16 protein-coding genes are annotated in these 15,673 nt (G+C 67.2%); 6 read left to right on the top strand and 10 right to left on the bottom strand.

Annotated features, from left to right (window positions below; genetic code table 11):
* Positions 1-68 precede the first annotated feature (68 nt).
* Positions 69-689 carry a response regulator gene (locus ACVJ6E_RS08135; RefSeq protein ID WP_158592632.1) on the bottom strand — a complete coding sequence of 207 codons (621 nt, stop codon included), beginning with the start codon at positions 687-689 and terminating at the stop codon, positions 69-71.
* Between the two features lie 924 nt (positions 690-1,613).
* On the opposite strand from ACVJ6E_RS08135, the gene ACVJ6E_RS08130 reads away from it, so the two are divergent.
* A complete protein-coding gene (locus ACVJ6E_RS08130; RefSeq protein ID WP_120267817.1) occupies positions 1,614-5,306 on the top strand; it encodes a vitamin B12-dependent ribonucleotide reductase in 3,693 nt (1,230 codons plus the stop codon).
* 97 nt (positions 5,307-5,403) lie between these two features.
* Here the strand turns inward: ACVJ6E_RS08130 and ACVJ6E_RS08125 are convergent, their stop codons facing one another.
* The 7 genes from ACVJ6E_RS08125 to nirK form a co-directional block, all read right to left on the bottom strand.
* A complete protein-coding gene (locus ACVJ6E_RS08125) occupies positions 5,404-5,850 on the bottom strand; it encodes a hypothetical protein (RefSeq protein WP_147421824.1) in 447 nt (148 codons plus the stop codon).
* A complete protein-coding gene (locus tag ACVJ6E_RS08120) occupies positions 5,847-7,043 on the bottom strand; it encodes an NnrS family protein (protein WP_120267815.1) in 1,197 nt (398 codons plus the stop codon). The genes ACVJ6E_RS08125 and ACVJ6E_RS08120 overlap by 4 nt, the downstream gene beginning before the upstream one ends.
* A gap of 91 nt (positions 7,044-7,134) precedes the next feature.
* On the bottom strand, positions 7,135-7,572 hold the full coding sequence (locus ACVJ6E_RS08115) for a pseudoazurin (RefSeq protein ID WP_067218050.1): 438 nt from the start codon (positions 7,570-7,572) through the stop codon (positions 7,135-7,137).
* Positions 7,573-7,668: 96 nt separating this feature from the next.
* A complete protein-coding gene (gene ccoG / locus ACVJ6E_RS08110) occupies positions 7,669-9,126 on the bottom strand; it encodes a cytochrome c oxidase accessory protein CcoG (RefSeq protein WP_120267814.1) in 1,458 nt (485 codons plus the stop codon).
* Positions 9,127-9,283: 157 nt separating this feature from the next.
* Entirely contained in the window at positions 9,284-9,685 is a 402-nt protein-coding gene (locus tag ACVJ6E_RS08105; protein ID WP_120267813.1) for a hypothetical protein, read from the bottom strand.
* Positions 9,670-10,524 (bottom strand): SUMF1/EgtB/PvdO family nonheme iron enzyme, encoded by an 855-nt coding sequence (locus ACVJ6E_RS08100; protein ID WP_491676421.1) that lies wholly within the window; start codon positions 10,522-10,524, stop codon positions 9,670-9,672. The genes ACVJ6E_RS08105 and ACVJ6E_RS08100 overlap by 16 nt, the downstream gene beginning before the upstream one ends.
* Positions 10,525-10,590: 66 nt before the next feature.
* Positions 10,591-11,718, bottom strand: coding sequence for a copper-containing nitrite reductase (gene nirK, locus ACVJ6E_RS08095; RefSeq protein ID WP_120267811.1), 1,128 nt, complete (start codon positions 11,716-11,718; stop codon positions 10,591-10,593).
* 147 nt (positions 11,719-11,865) lie between these two features.
* On the opposite strand from nirK, the gene ACVJ6E_RS08090 reads away from it, so the two are divergent.
* Entirely contained in the window at positions 11,866-12,570 is a 705-nt protein-coding gene (locus ACVJ6E_RS08090; protein WP_120267810.1) for a Crp/Fnr family transcriptional regulator, read from the top strand.
* Here the strand turns inward: ACVJ6E_RS08090 and ACVJ6E_RS08085 are convergent.
* Both ACVJ6E_RS08085 and ACVJ6E_RS08080 read right to left on the bottom strand, forming a co-directional pair.
* A complete protein-coding gene (locus ACVJ6E_RS08085) occupies positions 12,542-12,871 on the bottom strand; it encodes a DUF6522 family protein (RefSeq protein WP_120267809.1) in 330 nt (109 codons plus the stop codon). The genes ACVJ6E_RS08090 and ACVJ6E_RS08085 overlap by 29 nt on opposite strands.
* A 4-nt stretch (positions 12,872-12,875) precedes the next feature.
* Entirely contained in the window at positions 12,876-13,115 is a 240-nt protein-coding gene (locus ACVJ6E_RS08080; RefSeq protein WP_120267808.1) for a DUF1858 domain-containing protein, read from the bottom strand.
* Between the two features lie 134 nt (positions 13,116-13,249).
* Between ACVJ6E_RS08080 and ACVJ6E_RS08075 the strand changes: the two genes are divergently transcribed.
* The 4 genes from ACVJ6E_RS08075 to ACVJ6E_RS08060 all read left to right on the top strand — a co-directional run bounded on the left by ACVJ6E_RS08075 (position 13,250) and on the right by ACVJ6E_RS08060 (position 15,673).
* Positions 13,250-14,476 (top strand): NnrS family protein, encoded by a 1,227-nt coding sequence (locus ACVJ6E_RS08075; RefSeq protein ID WP_120267807.1) that lies wholly within the window; start codon positions 13,250-13,252, stop codon positions 14,474-14,476.
* Positions 14,477-14,720: 244 nt separating this feature from the next.
* Positions 14,721-14,915, top strand: coding sequence for a nitrate reductase (locus ACVJ6E_RS08070; protein ID WP_120267806.1), 195 nt, complete (start codon positions 14,721-14,723; stop codon positions 14,913-14,915).
* A gap of 10 nt (positions 14,916-14,925) precedes the next feature.
* Positions 14,926-15,429 carry a ferredoxin-type protein NapF gene (gene napF / locus ACVJ6E_RS08065; RefSeq protein ID WP_120267805.1) on the top strand — a complete coding sequence of 168 codons (504 nt, stop codon included), beginning with the start codon at positions 14,926-14,928 and terminating at the stop codon, positions 15,427-15,429.
* The gene (locus ACVJ6E_RS08060; RefSeq protein ID WP_120267804.1) at positions 15,422-15,673 is read left to right on the top strand and encodes a chaperone NapD; all 252 of its coding nucleotides are present in this window, start codon (positions 15,422-15,424) and stop codon (positions 15,671-15,673) included. Before napF ends, ACVJ6E_RS08060 begins: the two co-directional genes overlap by 8 nt.

Here is a 15,673-nt window from a genome sequence, read left to right as displayed (position 1 = left end):
CCCGTTTCGCAATGCGGCGGCGCGTCCCGGGAAAGGGTTTCCTGCGCCCAAGGGCCCGGGCAGGCAGCTCAGGCGGCCGGCTGGGACCGCTTCGGGCGCACCGTAGCGAAGCCGTTGCGCGGCTTGGAGGCGGTGTCGCTCGTCTCCGCCGCCTGCACCGGCGCGGCAAGGTCCCGCCGGGGGCCGGACTTCGGCGCGACGATCTCGCGCTCGATGCCGATCTGCTGCCACTTGCGCGCCTTCTCGTCGAGCGTGTCGGCAACGCCTTCGATGACATAGCGCCCGCTGTCGCTCATCACCAGCTGGCGGTCGTCGCGCAGCGTCCACATCAGCCGGTCGTACAGGCCGGAGGGCGACAGCGGCTTGGCCACCACATGTTGCGCCCCGTCGCGCAGCACCCGGTCGATCAGCGTCCGCGTGCCATGGGCGGTGCACACCACCACCGGCAGGAAGCACAGCGGCGCCATCTTGCGCTGACGCAGCGTGCGCAGCAGCGCCAGGCCGCTCATCGGTTTCATCAGCCAGTCGGTGATCACGAAATTGGGCGGGTCGAGCCGCATCATCTCCAGCGCCGCTTCTGCGGTGTCGAAGGTCCGTACCCGGCGCACGCGGAACGAAAGCAGGGTCGAGCGCAGGATCGCCTGCATCGGCTTCGAATCGTCGACGACCACGACATCCAGGTCGTCCATATCCAGTCCGTATGCGTAGTGCCGCGTCATCCGGGCCAAAGCCGTCATCCTTCTCTCGCAGGATGCCAGTGAACCACGCCCGGATTTCCCCGCGATTGAGCGGGACAAGACGATTTTCGGACAAACTTCCTAAAATTGCGGCGAGTTCGGTGTTATTTTCTCGAAAATTGAGCCGATTCTACGCGAACTCGCGAAAATCGCCTCGCTGGAAATGGCGGTTTTCCGCCGTTTCTACCTGAGGGGGGAAAGAGGCTTGCAATCCCCGCCCCCGCTTTTGCGGGGATAACCGGCCCGGCGGGGCCTGCTGGCTGGCGGGGATAAGGCAAAGAGCCGCCCGCATTGCCCGTGCGCTGGCGGCGGGCCGCATTTGCCGGCAAAAGGCCGATTCGTCCCTCATCCTCGTTATCCACACGGACACACTACATTTTGCGTTCGGGCAAAAAGTGACCACAACAGGTTGCTCACAACGCTTGACGCTCACCAACGATTCACCCTACCTTTAGCGCGTCAGGTAATCGCAGCAAGGTTGGGGCCGGCGACAAGCCGTGCGTGCCCCGCGTCCTCATCAACTGCAGCAGCGTATCCGGGGTCTCCCGGTTTCGGCGTCACGACCGCGGCGGTTCGCGACGTCGGAAAATTGCGCCTCGCGTTGACGATATATCGTGACACAAAAGCGATGGCCTACTATATCTAGGCATCATCCAAGGATAACGACCGCGGCTACAGGTTGCGGCATTCAAACAGGCAGGCAGGCGACGGCCGGCGCATCGCAAGACGCGCAGGTTCGGCGGCGTGGCCGCCCTGCCCGCTCGCGGCCGATCCGCGACCGGTACCGACGCGGCCTGGCCGCGACATCAATTCATGCGGCCTGGCCGCGACAGACATGGCCGGCCCGATGGCCGGATACACGAAAGGGGCTTTTGGATGAAGATCGAGCGGCGCTACACGAGGGAGGGCCAGTCTCCCTATGCCGACATCGCGTTTCGCGTTGCCACCAGCGAGATTCGCAATCCGGACGGCTCGATCGTCTTCCGGCTTGAAAACATTGACGTTCCGGCCCAGTTCTCGCAGGTCGCAGCCGATATTCTGGCACAGAAGTACTTCCGCAAGGCCGGCGTCCCGGCCCGCCTGAAGCCGGTCGAGGAGAACACCGTTCCCTCCTGGCTGTGGCGCCAGGAAGCCGACCAGAAGGCGCTGAAGAAGCTGCCCGAGGAGGAGCGCTACGGCTCCGAGACCGACGCCCGCCAGGTGTTCGACCGTCTCGCCGGCACCTGGACCTACTGGGGCTGGAAGGGCGGCTACTTCGACAGCGAGGCCGACGCCCAGGCCTTCTACGACGAGCTGCGCTACATGCTGGCGACCCAGAAGGTCGCCCCCAACAGCCCGCAGTGGTTCAACACCGGCCTGCACTGGGCCTATGGCATCGACGGCCCGAGCCAGGGCCATTTCTATGTCGATTTCCAGACCGGCGAGCTGACCCGCTCGGCGACCGCCTATGAGCATCCGCAGCCGCATGCCTGCTTCATCCAGTCGGTCGAGGACGATCTCGTCAACGAGAACGGCATCATGGACCTGTGGGTCCGCGAGGCGCGCCTGTTCAAGTACGGCTCCGGCACCGGCTCCAACTTCTCCCGCGTTCGCGGCGAAGGCGAGAAGCTGTCGGGCGGCGGCAAGTCCTCCGGCCTGATGAGCTTCCTGAAGATCGGCGACCGCGCCGCCGGCGCCATCAAGTCGGGCGGCACCACGCGCCGCGCCGCCAAGATGGTGGTGGTCGACATCGACCATCCGGACATCGAGGACTACATCAACTGGAAGGTCCGCGAGGAGCAGAAGGTCGCCGCCCTCGTCACCGGCTCGAAGATCTGCCAGAAGCACCTGACCGCCATCATGAAGGCCTGCGTCAACTGCGAGGCGGACAACGGCGACTGCTTCGACCCGGCCAAGAACCCGGCGCTCAAGCGCGAGATCCGCGCCGCCAAGAAGATGATGGTGCCGGAAAACTACATCCAGCGCGTCATCCAGTTCGCGCGCCAGGGCTTCACCAAGATCGAGTTCCCGACCTACAACACCGACTGGGATTCGGAGGCCTACCTCACGGTTTCCGGCCAGAATTCCAACAATTCGGTGCGCGTGACGGACGGCTTCCTCACCGCCGTGATGGATGACGGCGACTGGAGCCTGACCGCCCGCAAGGACGGCCGCGTCACCAAGACGCTGAAGGCCCGCGAGCTGTGGGAGCAGATCGGCTATGCCGCCTGGGCCTCGGCCGATCCCGGCATCCAGTACCACACCACCATCAACGACTGGCACACCTGCCCGGCCTCCGGCGAGATCCGTGCGTCGAACCCGTGCTCCGAGTACATGTTCCTCGACGACACGGCCTGCAACCTCGCCTCGCTGAACCTGCTGCAGTTCCGTGAGGCCAACGGCAATTTCGACGTCGAGTCCTACGAGCACTGCGTCCGCCTGTGGACCGTCGTGCTCGAGGTGTCGGTGCTGATGGCGCAGTTCCCGTCCAAGGAGATCGCGGAACTCTCCTACCGTTACCGCACGCTCGGCCTCGGCTACGCCAATATCGGCGGCCTGCTGATGACCTCGGGCATTCCCTATGACAGCGACGAGGGCCGCGCGATCTGCGGTGCCCTGACCGCGATCATGACCGGCGTCGCCTACGCCACCTCGGCCGAGATGGCCGGCGAGCTCGGCCCCTTCCCGGGCTATGCGGACAATGCCCAGCACATGCTGCGCGTCATCCGCAACCATCGCCGCGCCGCCTACGGCGAGGCCTCCGGCTACGAGGGCCTGAGCACCCTGCCCGTGCCGCTCGACCATGCCTCCTGCACGCAGCCGATCCTGATCGAGCGGGCAAAGCTCGCCTGGGACCGCGCGCTGGAGCTCGGCGAAAAGCACGGCTACCGCAACGCCCAGTCGACGGTCATCGCGCCCACCGGCACGATCGGCCTCGTCATGGACTGCGACACGACCGGCATCGAGCCCGACTTCGCGCTGGTGAAGTTCAAGAAGCTGGCCGGCGGCGGCTACTTCAAGATCATCAACCGCGCGGTGCCGGAAGCCCTGCGCACCCTCGGCTATTCCGAGAGCGAGATCGCCGAGATCGAGGCCTATGCGGTCGGTCACGGCTCGCTCGACCAGGCGCCGGCGATCAACCCGTCGACGCTTCGCTCGCGCGGCTTCGACGATGAGGCGCTGGCCAAGGTCGCCGGTGCGCTCAAGTCCGCCTTCGACATCAAGTTCGTGTTCAACCGCTGGACGCTGGGCGACGACTTCCTAACCAAGGCGCTGAACGTGCCGGCCGAGAAGCTGGACGACCCGGACTTCGAGCTGCTGGCGCATCTCGGCTTCTCCCGCCAGGAGATCGAGGCCGCCAACACCCATGTCTGCGGTGCCATGACGCTGGAGGGCGCGCCCTTCCTGAAGACCGAGCACTATCCGGTCTTCGACTGCGCCAACCCGTGCGGGCGTCTGGGCAAGCGCTTCCTGTCGGTGGAGAGCCACATCCGCATGATGGCGGCGGCCCAGCCGTTCATCTCCGGCGCGATCTCCAAGACGATCAACATGCCGAACGACGCCACCGTCGCCGACTGCAAGGAGGCCTACCTGCTCTCCTGGCGCCTGGCGCTGAAGGCCAACGCCCTCTACCGCGACGGTTCCAAGCTGTCGCAGCCGCTGAACTCCCAGCTCCTGTCCGATGTGGACGAGGACGAGGAGGATGCGGTCGAGGCCCTGGTCGCCCAGCCGCAGGCTGCGCGCGCCGAGATCGTCGCCGAGAAGATCGTCGAGCGGATCGTCGAGCGTGTCGTTCGCCAGCAGGAGAAGCTGCCGACCCGCCGCAAGGGTTACACCCAGAAGGCCAAGATCGGCGGACACACGATCTTCCTGCGCACCGGCGAATACGATGACGGCCGCCTCGGCGAGATCTTCATCGACATGAACAAGGAAGGCTCGGCCCTGCGCGCCTTCATCAACAACTTCGCCATCTCGGTGTCGCTCGGCCTGCAATACGGCGTGCCGCTGGAGGAGTATGTCGACGCCTTCATCTTCACCAAGTTCGAGCCGGCGGGCATGGTGCAGGGCAACGACGCGATCAAGAACGCCACCTCGGTGCTCGACTACGTGTTCCGCGAGCTGGCCGTGTCCTATCTGGACCGCCACGAGCTGGCCCACGTCCCGCCGGAGGTCTTCGGCCAGTCGGCCAAGGCCTCGGCCGAGGCCGAGGAGCGCGGCGGCAAGGGTCACCAGGGCGTCGTCTCGCACGGCCTGATCCGCGGCCAGACCGAGCGCTTCCGCCTTGTCGGCGGCGGCGAGCCGGCCGGCAGCCTGACCAAGGCGATCGCCGCCGAGCTCGGCAATGCGCCGATCGCGCAGACGACGGCGGTGGCTGCCGCCTTCGCCCGCGGCTCGGAAGCGGCCGCCCGGGTCGAGATCAGCACGACCGCCCCTGCCCAGCAGGCGCCGAGCGCGGCCGAGCGGATCGCCCAGGCCCGCATGAAGGGCTACGAAGGCGAGAGCTGCCCGGAATGCGCCAACTTCACGATGGTGCGCAACGGCACCTGCCTGAAGTGCGACACCTGCGGCAGCACCAGCGGCTGCAGCTGAGGCAAGGGCCGGCTCGCCCGGCCCGACCAGACAACGAGGCCCCGGACATCACCCGATGTCCGGGGCCTTGTCGTTTCGGGAGAGGTTCCGCGCGCCCTCACTGCCTTCGCAAGGACACTGCCAGCGGCAGGACGAGCGCGGTGACGAAGGCGGCGGCCTGGATGGTGCCGTCGATCCGCGCGAAGCGAGCGAAATGGCGCGGCACGGGAATGCCGCACAGGAACACCGCCACCAGCGCATCGCTGACGACGAGCGCCAGTGCCGTCAGCACGGCGAGCGCGAGGGCACGGCGCGGCGTCAGCAGCCCCCAGGGCATCAATGCGGTGGCAAGCAGCCCGGCCGAGACCAGCCATATCGCCTCCAGCAGCGCGCCGGCCAGCGGGCCGGCAGCCGGATCGACCAGCACCGCGCGGGCCGAACCGGACAGAAGATAGGCGGCGAGCAGGATCGCGAAGAAGCGGCAGGCGGCAAGGCGCAGCGCGGCACAGGGCGTGATGGCCGGCAGCACGCGGATCGCATCGGAGTCACCGGTAGTGGCGGTCATGGCCGACGCACCGGCAGGCCCGGCCGCCACAGCAGCATGCGCGCATAGCCGGCGGCAAAGAGCAGATAGGCCAGCGCCCACAGCAGCGCGGCGCAGGCGAAGAGGTGCACCATCCAGTCGCCGCCCCAACCTGTCGCATAGGGCGCAAGCACCCGGGCCGCCGCGCCGAGCGCGACGAGCGCGTAGATCGCCACTTCCAGCCGACCGGCGGCCAGCGGATGGCCGGAATGGCCGCGGCTTGCCCGCGTCATCACCGCCAGCGTCATCATGCCGAACGTGCCGGTGGTCCAAACATGGGCGGCGGCGGAAGGCTCCAGCACGCCGGGAAGCAGGATCGACAGGCCCTCCAGCACGAAGCCGAGCGGCACCGTGGCAAAGCCCAGATGCAGGATCAGCAGCAGCGGATCGCTGCGCGTCGCCAGCCCGCACCAGCGCGACAGGCGCACCCCATTGGCCAGGCCCGCGGCCAGCATCAGCAGCGCGGTCACAAGATGATCGGGAACCGCGATCCAGACAGCTAGAGCTGCCGCGGAGACCAGCATGGTCGCCCCGTCGAGCCGCGAGAAACCGGCCGGAAGCGCGAGGGCGCGCCGCTGCATCAGCCAGTTGCGGGTGAAGGCGGGAATGATCCGCCCGCCGATCAGCATGACCAGAAGAAGCACCACGGAGATCCCGGCACGCGCGGCATGGTCGGCAAGGCCGGTCAGCGCAGCTTCCGTGTGGAAGGCTGCGTTGGCAAAGCCATAGAGCGCCACGATCGCGACGATGCGCAGGTTGCGCAGATTGCCGCCGGCGACCACCTCGCGGGCGAAGACGGCGACCAGTGCGAGCGGAAAGGCGAGATCAACGGCCATCGCCGCCCAGGCTCCCGTCAGCGCGGAGAGCGTGACGGCAATGCGCCCGGCGAGCCAGACAAGCACGAGCACGAGCAGCTCGCCGCCGGCGACGGGCGGGCGGCCGGTCCAGTTGGCGACCGCCGTCAGCGCAAAGCCGGCGATGATCGCCGAGACCCCGCCGAACAGCATGGTGTGGATGTGCCAGTCGCGGGGGGCGAAGGCGGACGGGAGGTCCAGATGACCGGAGAGGATCGGGATCCAGGCCAGCACCGACAGGGCCATCGACAGCGCGCCGAGGAAGAAAAAGGGGCGAAAGCCCCCGGTCAGCCAATAGGTGTCGCGAAGGGATCTGCTCATGTCCCGCCTCCTGATACCCCTCCCGTCAAGCGGACGGCGCGAGGGGGGAAATCGCGCGCCGTCCGGCCCGGCCGTACTTGCCGCCGGCAGCTCACAGGCCGCCGAGCAGCTCCGCGAAGACCTTCTTCGCCTTGCCCGGCGTCTTGACCGCCTTGGCGTCGTCGAGGTTCACCGGATCGCCGACGACGACGGCAGCGACCATGCCCATGGCGAAATGCGGCTTGCACTTGATCCCGTAGACGCCTTCCTGGGTGAAGGTCACGGAGACGTCCTTGTTCATCTTGCCGGCGAAGGCTTCAGCGCCCTCGGGCAGCATGCCCGGTACGGTCTCGGCGTTGTGGCTGGGATTGGTGGCGCGGAAATGCACGGTATCGCCGGGAGCGATCCTGATGAGATCCGGCTCGAACACCATGACGCCCTTGGCGCCCTTGTTGAGCATCTTCACCTCATGCTCTGCCGCCATGGCGACGGTCCCCGACAGGGCGGCGACGGTGGCAAGAGCAAGGGCGAACATCCGTGTGCGTTTCATCTCGGTCTCCATTGAGCGGACCACCGCGGTCCGTTGTCTGAAGGAATATTCGTCCTGCTGCGCTGCAACGTTGTGCCAGCGCAAAGTCGGAGAAACTTATGGAATCTTGAAGAAATCCGAGGCAGTGACGCTCTCCCCGCTGACCGGATCGGCAAGGCGGAACGTGATCGGCCCGGCAGCGGACGGCTCGGCCGCCACGGTCACGCGCAGCCGCCGGCTGCCCCGCTCGTCGAGCAGGACGGCAATCCCCTCGGCCTGCGGATCGAGATTGCCGGCCGTGCGCAGTTCGGCATGGCCGGCGGCCTCGCCCTCGATGCCGAGCAGCAAGGTGCCCCCTGCCCCGGCAACGTGCGAGACACGGATCTCGTAAGCGTTGCGCACCCGCCCGTCCGACAGCTCAACCGCCACCGGATTGCGCTCATGGGCCACGCTGAGCGACAGGGTCGCCCTGGTCGCCACCACCATCACGATGGCGACGGCCGTCGCAAGGCCGGCCAGCGCCAGCGCGGCGGTCTTCGCCCGCACCAGCTGCACCGGCACCCGAGCCTCGCCCTTGCGGCCGCGCTCGATATTGGTCCAGCTCTCGTAGTCGATCAGCCCGCGCGGCCGGTCGAGCTTCTGCATGGTCGTGTCGCAGGCATCGACGCACAGGCCGCAATTGATGCAGGCAAGGTTCGGCCCCTCGCGGATGTCGATGCCCATCGGGCAGACATTGACGCAGGCCATGCAGTCGACGCAGTCGCCGGCCGGCAGGCCGCTTGCGCGGGCGGCCGCCGCCTTCTTGGCCGACATGCGCGCCTCGCCGCGATAGTCGCGATAGGCGACGCCGAAGGCTTCCGCGTCCCAGACGGCGCCCTGCAGGCGCGGCCAGGGGCACATGTAGGTGCACATCTTCTCGCGGGCGAACCCGGCCAGCGCATAGGTCGTCAGCGTCAGGGTCAGCACCGCGCCATAGGCGACGCTGGAGGCATTGCCGGTGAAGATGTCTCGCAAAAGGGTCGGCGCATCGGCGAAATAGAGCGCGAAGGCCCCGCCCGTACCGGCGGCGATCGCCAGCCAAATCGCGTGCTTCACCCCGCGCCGGAGGACGCGCGCGGGCGTCATCGGCAGGTAGAGCTGGCGCAGCCGCTCGCGGCGGTCGCCCTCCAGCTGCCGCTCGACCCACAGGAAGAGATCCGTCCACACGGTCTGCGGGCAAAAGAAGCCGCACCAGATCCGGCCCGCAACCACATTGGAGAGGACCAGAACGATGGTCGCGAGCACCAGCAGGCCGGTCAGCAGGTAAAGCTCCTGCGGCCTGAGCTCCAGCCCAGCAAGATGGAAGCGCAGCTGCGCCAGATCGAACAGGATCGCCTGGCCGGGCTGGTCGGGCCCGCGGTCGTAGCGCAGAAACGGCAGCACGTAGTAGAGCGCAAGGCAGAGCCCGACGGCCGCCCATTTCAGCCGGCGGAACCGGCCGCTGACCGACTGCGGCACGACCGGCTGGCCGGGCCCGATAGCGGGCGCGGCGCCAATAGCGGGCTTGCGGTGCAAGGTGGTGGGGTGAAAAGTCATCGCCGGTCTCCGTCCGCCAGCAAGGGCAAGGGCGTCGCCGGAGCAACCGGTCAGCCCTCCCCTGGCTGCTGGCGACGCCTGACCCTAGGCACCGTGCGGCGAGCGCTCTTTGTGCCGGGACAAAGAACGAAGCGAATTGGCAAGGACCGCGCGAATGTCAGATCTGACCGCCGGCCTCCCCCTCGCCGGTGGCCTCCAGCCGTCCGGCCAGCATCTCCAGACAGGCCGCGCCCTCCGAGGCCGTACGGCCGATGGTGCGGAACGTGTCGGCGATCAGCAGGCAGTCGTCCGGACCGAGCTGCTCGCCCGTCCCCTCGCGCAGGTCGTCGAGATAGGCGATGAAGCCGGCAAGCCGCATCGCACGGGTGCGTGCGGCCTCCATCAGCCGCCGGCGCACGCGCCGCGCCTCCAGTTCGGCAAAGAGCGAGACCGCCCGCTCCACCTGGTCCTGGCAGTCGCAGGGCAGCCCCATTTCATGCAGCACATGGGCCAGCCGCGACAGCACGTCCTCGTCGCTGTCGCGAAGGGCCGGCCCGACGCCGCCTACAGGCCGATCCATGTCTTCAACCATTGCAGGGCGCCGGGTTCATCGCGCACCAGCCGAATGCCGAGATTGGCGGGCGGAATGCCGACCGAACAGGCGCCGGCCTTGGGATCGCGAAAGAAGGTGGTCATGTAGGCCCGGTGGCTGCCTTGCGCGATGCGGATGCCGCAGTTCTCGACGACACTTTCCGCATCCGTGACCGGATCGAAGCGATGGCGCAGGTAGCAGCTGTCGGTCCATTCCCAGACGTTGCCGCCCATATCCAGAAGGCCATGCTCGTTGCTGCCGAAGTGGCCGACCGGCCGGGGCGTCGGATCGACATCGGCGCCGCGTGCAGTCTCCGCCTCGTAGAGCGCGATCCAGCGCCGCGAGGGATCCTGGGCATCGGCAATGTCGGTCAAGGCGTCGTCGCGATAGCGCGATCCGGCAGCGAGCGACCATTCCCTGTCGGTCGGCAGGCGCCAGGTCTCTCCGGTTTCCCGGCTGAACCAGGCGGCGTAGGCGGCCGCGTCGTACCAGTTGATGCCGACGACCGGCATCTCCTCGTCCTGCGGCGTATCGAGAGCAAGACAGCCCCCGGCGGCGACGCAGCGCCCGTACTCGCCCGCCGTCACCTGACGGCGCATGATCTCGAAGGGACGCTTGAGCGAGATCGCCTCGAGCGGCGCGTTGGTCGCGGTCCGCCCGACGAGATATTCGCCCGGAAGACGGTAGGTGATGGTGCTTTCCTCGATCCGCACCACCTCCGGCAAGCCCATCGGTTCGGCGGCTCCCGGCAACGCGGCACCGGCCAGAAGTGGCAGCGACAAAACCGCAAAGAGCGGCAGGAGTGTCGTTTTCCGTTTCGCGAGCATGGCAGCGTCTCCCCGGTTGGCAAGGCGACAGCCCGCCGTGGCGGGCTGTCGGTTTCGGCTTTGCGGTTACTGGACCGCGATGGGAGCCGGAGCACTGACCTGCATCATCAGGTCGTTGTTCCACTCGCCCTCGACCTTGACGTGGCCGGTGGCGCCGAGCTCAGCCGCCTCGATGAGGTTGTGGTTCACGTAGGCGTAGATGCCCGGCTGCAGGAACTCGTAGATCGCCACCGCCGCGCTGCCGCCGCGCACGAACCAGGTCTCCAGGTCACGCTCGGGCGGGTTGGCGAACTTGCCGGTCTCCCAGACCAGGTCGCCGTGGCCGCCGATCAGATGCGGACGGGTGTCGCGATTGGCGGTGCTGTGGATGAACATCACCCGCTCGCCGACCTTCGCGGTCATGGCCTTGTCGCCGGTCAGCGAGTTCTTGGCACCGTTGAAGACCACATGGGTCGGGATCAGCCCGCGCATCACCTCCAGCGTATCGGCATACGATTCGCCGACGCTCTCGAAGGTCATGTAATTGCCGTTCTCGTCCTTCGGGATGTAGAGGTCGAACTCGCCGATCGTGTAGGCCGTGTCGTAGGTGACGGGGGTGCCCCGCTCGTCCTTCAGTCCGTCGCGCGGCAGCACCATCAGCGTGCCGCTCATGCCGGACACCACATGCCAGGGCACCATGCCCGGAGGTGCGCAGTGATAGACGAAGGTGCCGGTGCGGGTCGCCTTGAAGCGCAGCGTCGCCTGCTCGCCCGGATTGATCAGGGTCAGCGCGGCGCCGCCGAGTGCGCCGGTGGCGGCATGGAAGTCGATGTTGTGGGGCATCTCGTTGGTCTCGGGATTGACCAGCGTCAACTCCACGTAATCGCCCTCATGGACAACCATGGTCGGCCCGGGCATCGTGCCGTTGAAGGTCATCGCCTGGAACGTTGTTCCCTGATCATCAACGACGACCGTCTTCTCCTCGATGGTCATGGTGAATTCGACGATCTTCGGGGCGCCGGTGGCAACCCGGTCGTGGTCCATCACGGCGGGCGGCGCCACCAGGGTCGCCTGCACACGCTCCAGGTTCGCGGTCTGATCCGGCAGGTCCAGCGCATTCAGCGTCGGGTTTGCCGTTTCGTCAGCCAAGACCGGGACGACCGCCATCAGAGTGGCCATTGCGGTCCCGATCAGTGCGGTACGTCTCGTGATCATGATGTATTCCTTTCCTGTCGTGCGTCGTTTTCGACAAGTTCAGGAAACACCCGTTCGGAGGTTTTCTTTTTGCGAAAAGGCAAACAAGGCCGGCATCCAAGACCGGCACCCCTGCGACAAAATGGCATCTGAGGAGGGAACCACGGAATGCCGCCTGCACAACTTGACCGCTCCCTGATCCGGGACCTGACGATCTTCCAGTCGATGTCGGAAGAAGACCTCGATGCAGTGCTGGCCATGGCGGTCAGCCGCAGATACGCCATCGGCGCGACCGTCTTTGCGCAAGGAGAACCGGCGAGCGAGTTCTTCGCCCTTCTGCACGGCCGGCTGAAGGTGGTGCAGACGACGCCGGACGGGCAGCAGGTGGTGGTGCGCCATGTCAGCCCAGGCGATATTTTCGGCATCGCGCGGGCGATGCGGCGCACCGACTATCCGGCGACCGCCTCGGCCGTCGTCGACAGCCTGGCCCTCGTCTGGCCGTCCAGCCAATGGGACTCGTTCATCGCCCGCAGCCCCGTGCTGGCGATGAATGCGCTGCAGACCGTGGGCCAGCGCCTGCAGGACGCGCACACGCGCATCCGCGAACTGTCTACGGAGGAAGTGGAGCGGCGGGTGGCGCACGCCTTGCTGCGCCTCGTCAACCAGGCCGGCCGCAAGACCGAGGACGGCATCCTCATCGACTTTCCGGTGACCCGGCAGGACATCGCCGAGATGACCGGCACGACGCTCCACACGGTGAGCCGGGTGATGACCTCATGGGAAGCCCAGGGGCTGGTGTCCAGCGCCCGCAAGAAGGTGGTCGTGTGCAACGCCCACAAGCTGTTCATGCTCGCCGAGCGGTCGACCGACTGATCCCGCCGTCCGGCGGCAGGCGCATCTCGCGCGGCAGCGGCCGGTCGCCGAAGTCGACCAGCGACCGGCGGAGCGGGCGGCCTTCCTCATCGGTTATGACGGTCAGCCGGGCGTTGGCGTGGAAGGCTTCCAGCCGCCAAGTCCCGGCGTCCTCGTCGATGCCGCGATAGACCCTGCCCGTCACCGCGCCGGCACGAAGCCGTTCGCGGAAGTCCTCCGCCGACAGGCCGAACCCTTCGGCCAGCACGTCGGCATCGATGGCGAAGTCACCCGAGACGGCCGTATCCGTGCTGTCGGTCATGACGTCACCCGGCGCCGGTCATGGCGGCATCGAGCTCGCCAAGAAAGGCATCAAGCGCGATGCCGTGCTCGCGGCACGCTTCCTCGACATCGTGGATGCGCGCGACCGGACAGCCGATGCACATCATCTTGTGACGGATGAACACGGCGATGGTGGAGCGGTAGTCGCTCATCAAGTCCCCGACAAGCGTTTCCGGCCCGACCCGTCTGGCCGCTCCGGCGTTGGAACCCTGATAGCTGGACATGGGAGAACTCCCCTTGCAACGTCAGACAGAAGTCTAGGCCTCCCTTACGCCCGCGTCTTTGCGCGGGAACAACGAAGCAGGCGAATTCCGCGGCTAGTCCTGCAAGCGTCCCCCAACTTGCAAGGACGCCGGCAATGGCACCGCACACCCGTCCCCTTCCCACAAACGCCCTCTCCCTCGCGCGCAGCCCTGCCATGGGCGCCGCACCGAGGCGGATCACGGACGGCTGGTGGCTCGCCGTCGCCTTCCGCCCGCTGTTCCTCGCAGCCGCGCTGCAGGCGGCGGCAGCCGTGCCGCTATGGATCTGGATCTATACGTCCGGCATCGCCGAAGTCGCCGGCCTGCCGGCGATGACCTGGCACGCGCATGAAATGGTCTTCGGCTTCCTGCCGCCGATCATGGCCGGCTACCTGCTGTCGGCAACGCCGAACTGGTCGGGCCGCCTGCCGACTGCCGGCCGGCCGCTGGCCCTGCTGGTCGGTCTGTGGCTCGCCGGGCGCCTGGTGCCTCTTGCTGCCCCCTTGCCCCTCGCGCTTGCCGCCGATGCCGCCTTTCCGCTCGCCGTCTCGGCGCTGCTGATCCGCGAAATGCGGCTGGGGCGCAGCGGCCAGTCGCGGCATGGACTGATGCTGTTTCCCGTGCTGGCGGCCGCAGCCCTCGCCCATCGGCTGCTCGGCGACGATCCGGAAATGGCCGCGACCATGGCGCGCACCGGGATCGCCGTGGCGGCGCTGCTGATCTCCGCCGTCGGCGGGCGCCTCGTGCCCAGCCTGACGCGCAACGCCCTGGCCGGACGCGGTGCCGAGCGGGTGCCCGCCCCCTATGGCCGCTTCGACATCTTCGTGCTGCTGGCGACCAGCGTTGCCCTGCCGGCCTGGGTCCTGGCGCCGGGCGCGCTCGCGACCGGAGTGCTTCTGGCCGGTGCCGGCCTCCTGCAGCTTGCCCGCCTGCTGCGCTGGCGCGGATGGCTGCTGCGGCGCGGCGACATCCTCGCACTTCATGCCGGCTATGCCTGGCTGGTGGCCGGGCTGCTGCTGGCGGCCCTCTCGGCATTGCCGCACTTCGGCGTGCCGGCCGATAGCGCGCTTCACGCACTGACCGCCGGCGCGATCGGCAGCATGACGCTTGCGGTCATGAGCCGCCTGGCAACCACGCGCGGCCCCGGCGGCCATGCCGGACAGCGGCTTTGCGCGATTGCCTTGCTGCTCGTCAATGCCGGCGCGCTGCTGCGCGTGGCGGCTCCGCTGCTCCCCGAACACTACCTGCATCTGCTGGGTGCCGGCGCCGCGGTGTGGAGCCTCGCCTACCTGCTCTTCGCAAGCGCACAAGTCCAGCCGCTGCGCAGCAGCGGCTCGCGTTGAGCACGCGCAATATTCAAATATTAGATACAACAAAATGAAGGCTACCAATCTCGGAATTACGACGATTTTATGAAATAAAAATCTCATCAAAATTACCGGGACACGGCAAAAGTACGGATATTTATAGGTCAGCAACCTTCACTCAATTCCAGACTACGGAGTTTTGCGCATTGATAAGGCACTTTTTTATGATCAGACTACTTTTCAAGTCACGGCAACACCATCCGAAAGGACGCGTGTCGATATGACCGGATCGGGGGAGAATGGTGCCGGCACCGCGGATCGGCGGCGCTGGCGCACGGAATTGCTGGCCTTTCTGGTGCTGGCCTTCGGCGTCTGGCCTTTCGTGGCCGTCGCGGTAGTCGGCGCCTACGGCTTTGCCGTATGGATGCTGCAACTGCTGTTTGGCCCTCCCGGGCCGCCGACAGCGCTGCATTGAGGTGCGGACCATGACCCTGCCCTTCGATGCGTCAAGACGGCGTTTTCTCACCGGCCACCCACCTGAAGCAGAAACCCCGGACACGCTGCTCCCGCCCTGGCTGTCGGCCGGCGCACTGGCCCGCTGCACCGGATGCGGCGCCTGTGTCGATGCCTGCCCGACCGGCATTGTGGAGCTGGCGCGCGAGCGCCCGGCCCTGTCCTTCGCCTCAGGCGAATGCAACTTTTGCGGCGCCTGCGCCGAGGTCTGCCCGGAGAACCTGTTCGATCGCACGCGGGAAGCCCTGCCCTACAGGCCTCAGATCGCCGCGCACTGTCTGCCGCGCGCCGGCATCGACTGTCAGGCCTGCCGCGATGTCTGTCCGCAGGAGGCGATCCGCTTTCCTCCTCGCCGCGGCGGTCCGTTCCTGCCGCAGGTGACGGCCTCGCTGTGTACCGGCTGCGGCGCCTGCGTCGCGCCCTGTCCCGTCTCGGCAATCGCGCTCGCCCCCATGGCGGAGGCATGCGATGCCTGACACCCCCACCGTCGCCCTCGCCATTTCCAGTGCCGTCGTCTCGGTCCTTCCGGGCCGGCTGGACAGCATTGCCGCGACCCTTTCCGACCTTCCCGGGGTAGAGGTCCGCGCCGCCGAGGGCAGCAAGATCGTCATCGTCCTGGAGGCACCGCGCGGCGAGACCGGCAAGCAACTGGTCGAGATCGCCCTGCTCGACGGCGTGGTGTCCGCCAACATGGTTTTCGAACATATCGAGGAGGTCTGA

This window comes from Stappia sp. G46H5W, assembly GCF_058448995.1.
The sequence above is the reverse complement of the archived record's forward strand: the minus strand, read 5'-3'. Positions and strand labels throughout refer to the sequence as shown.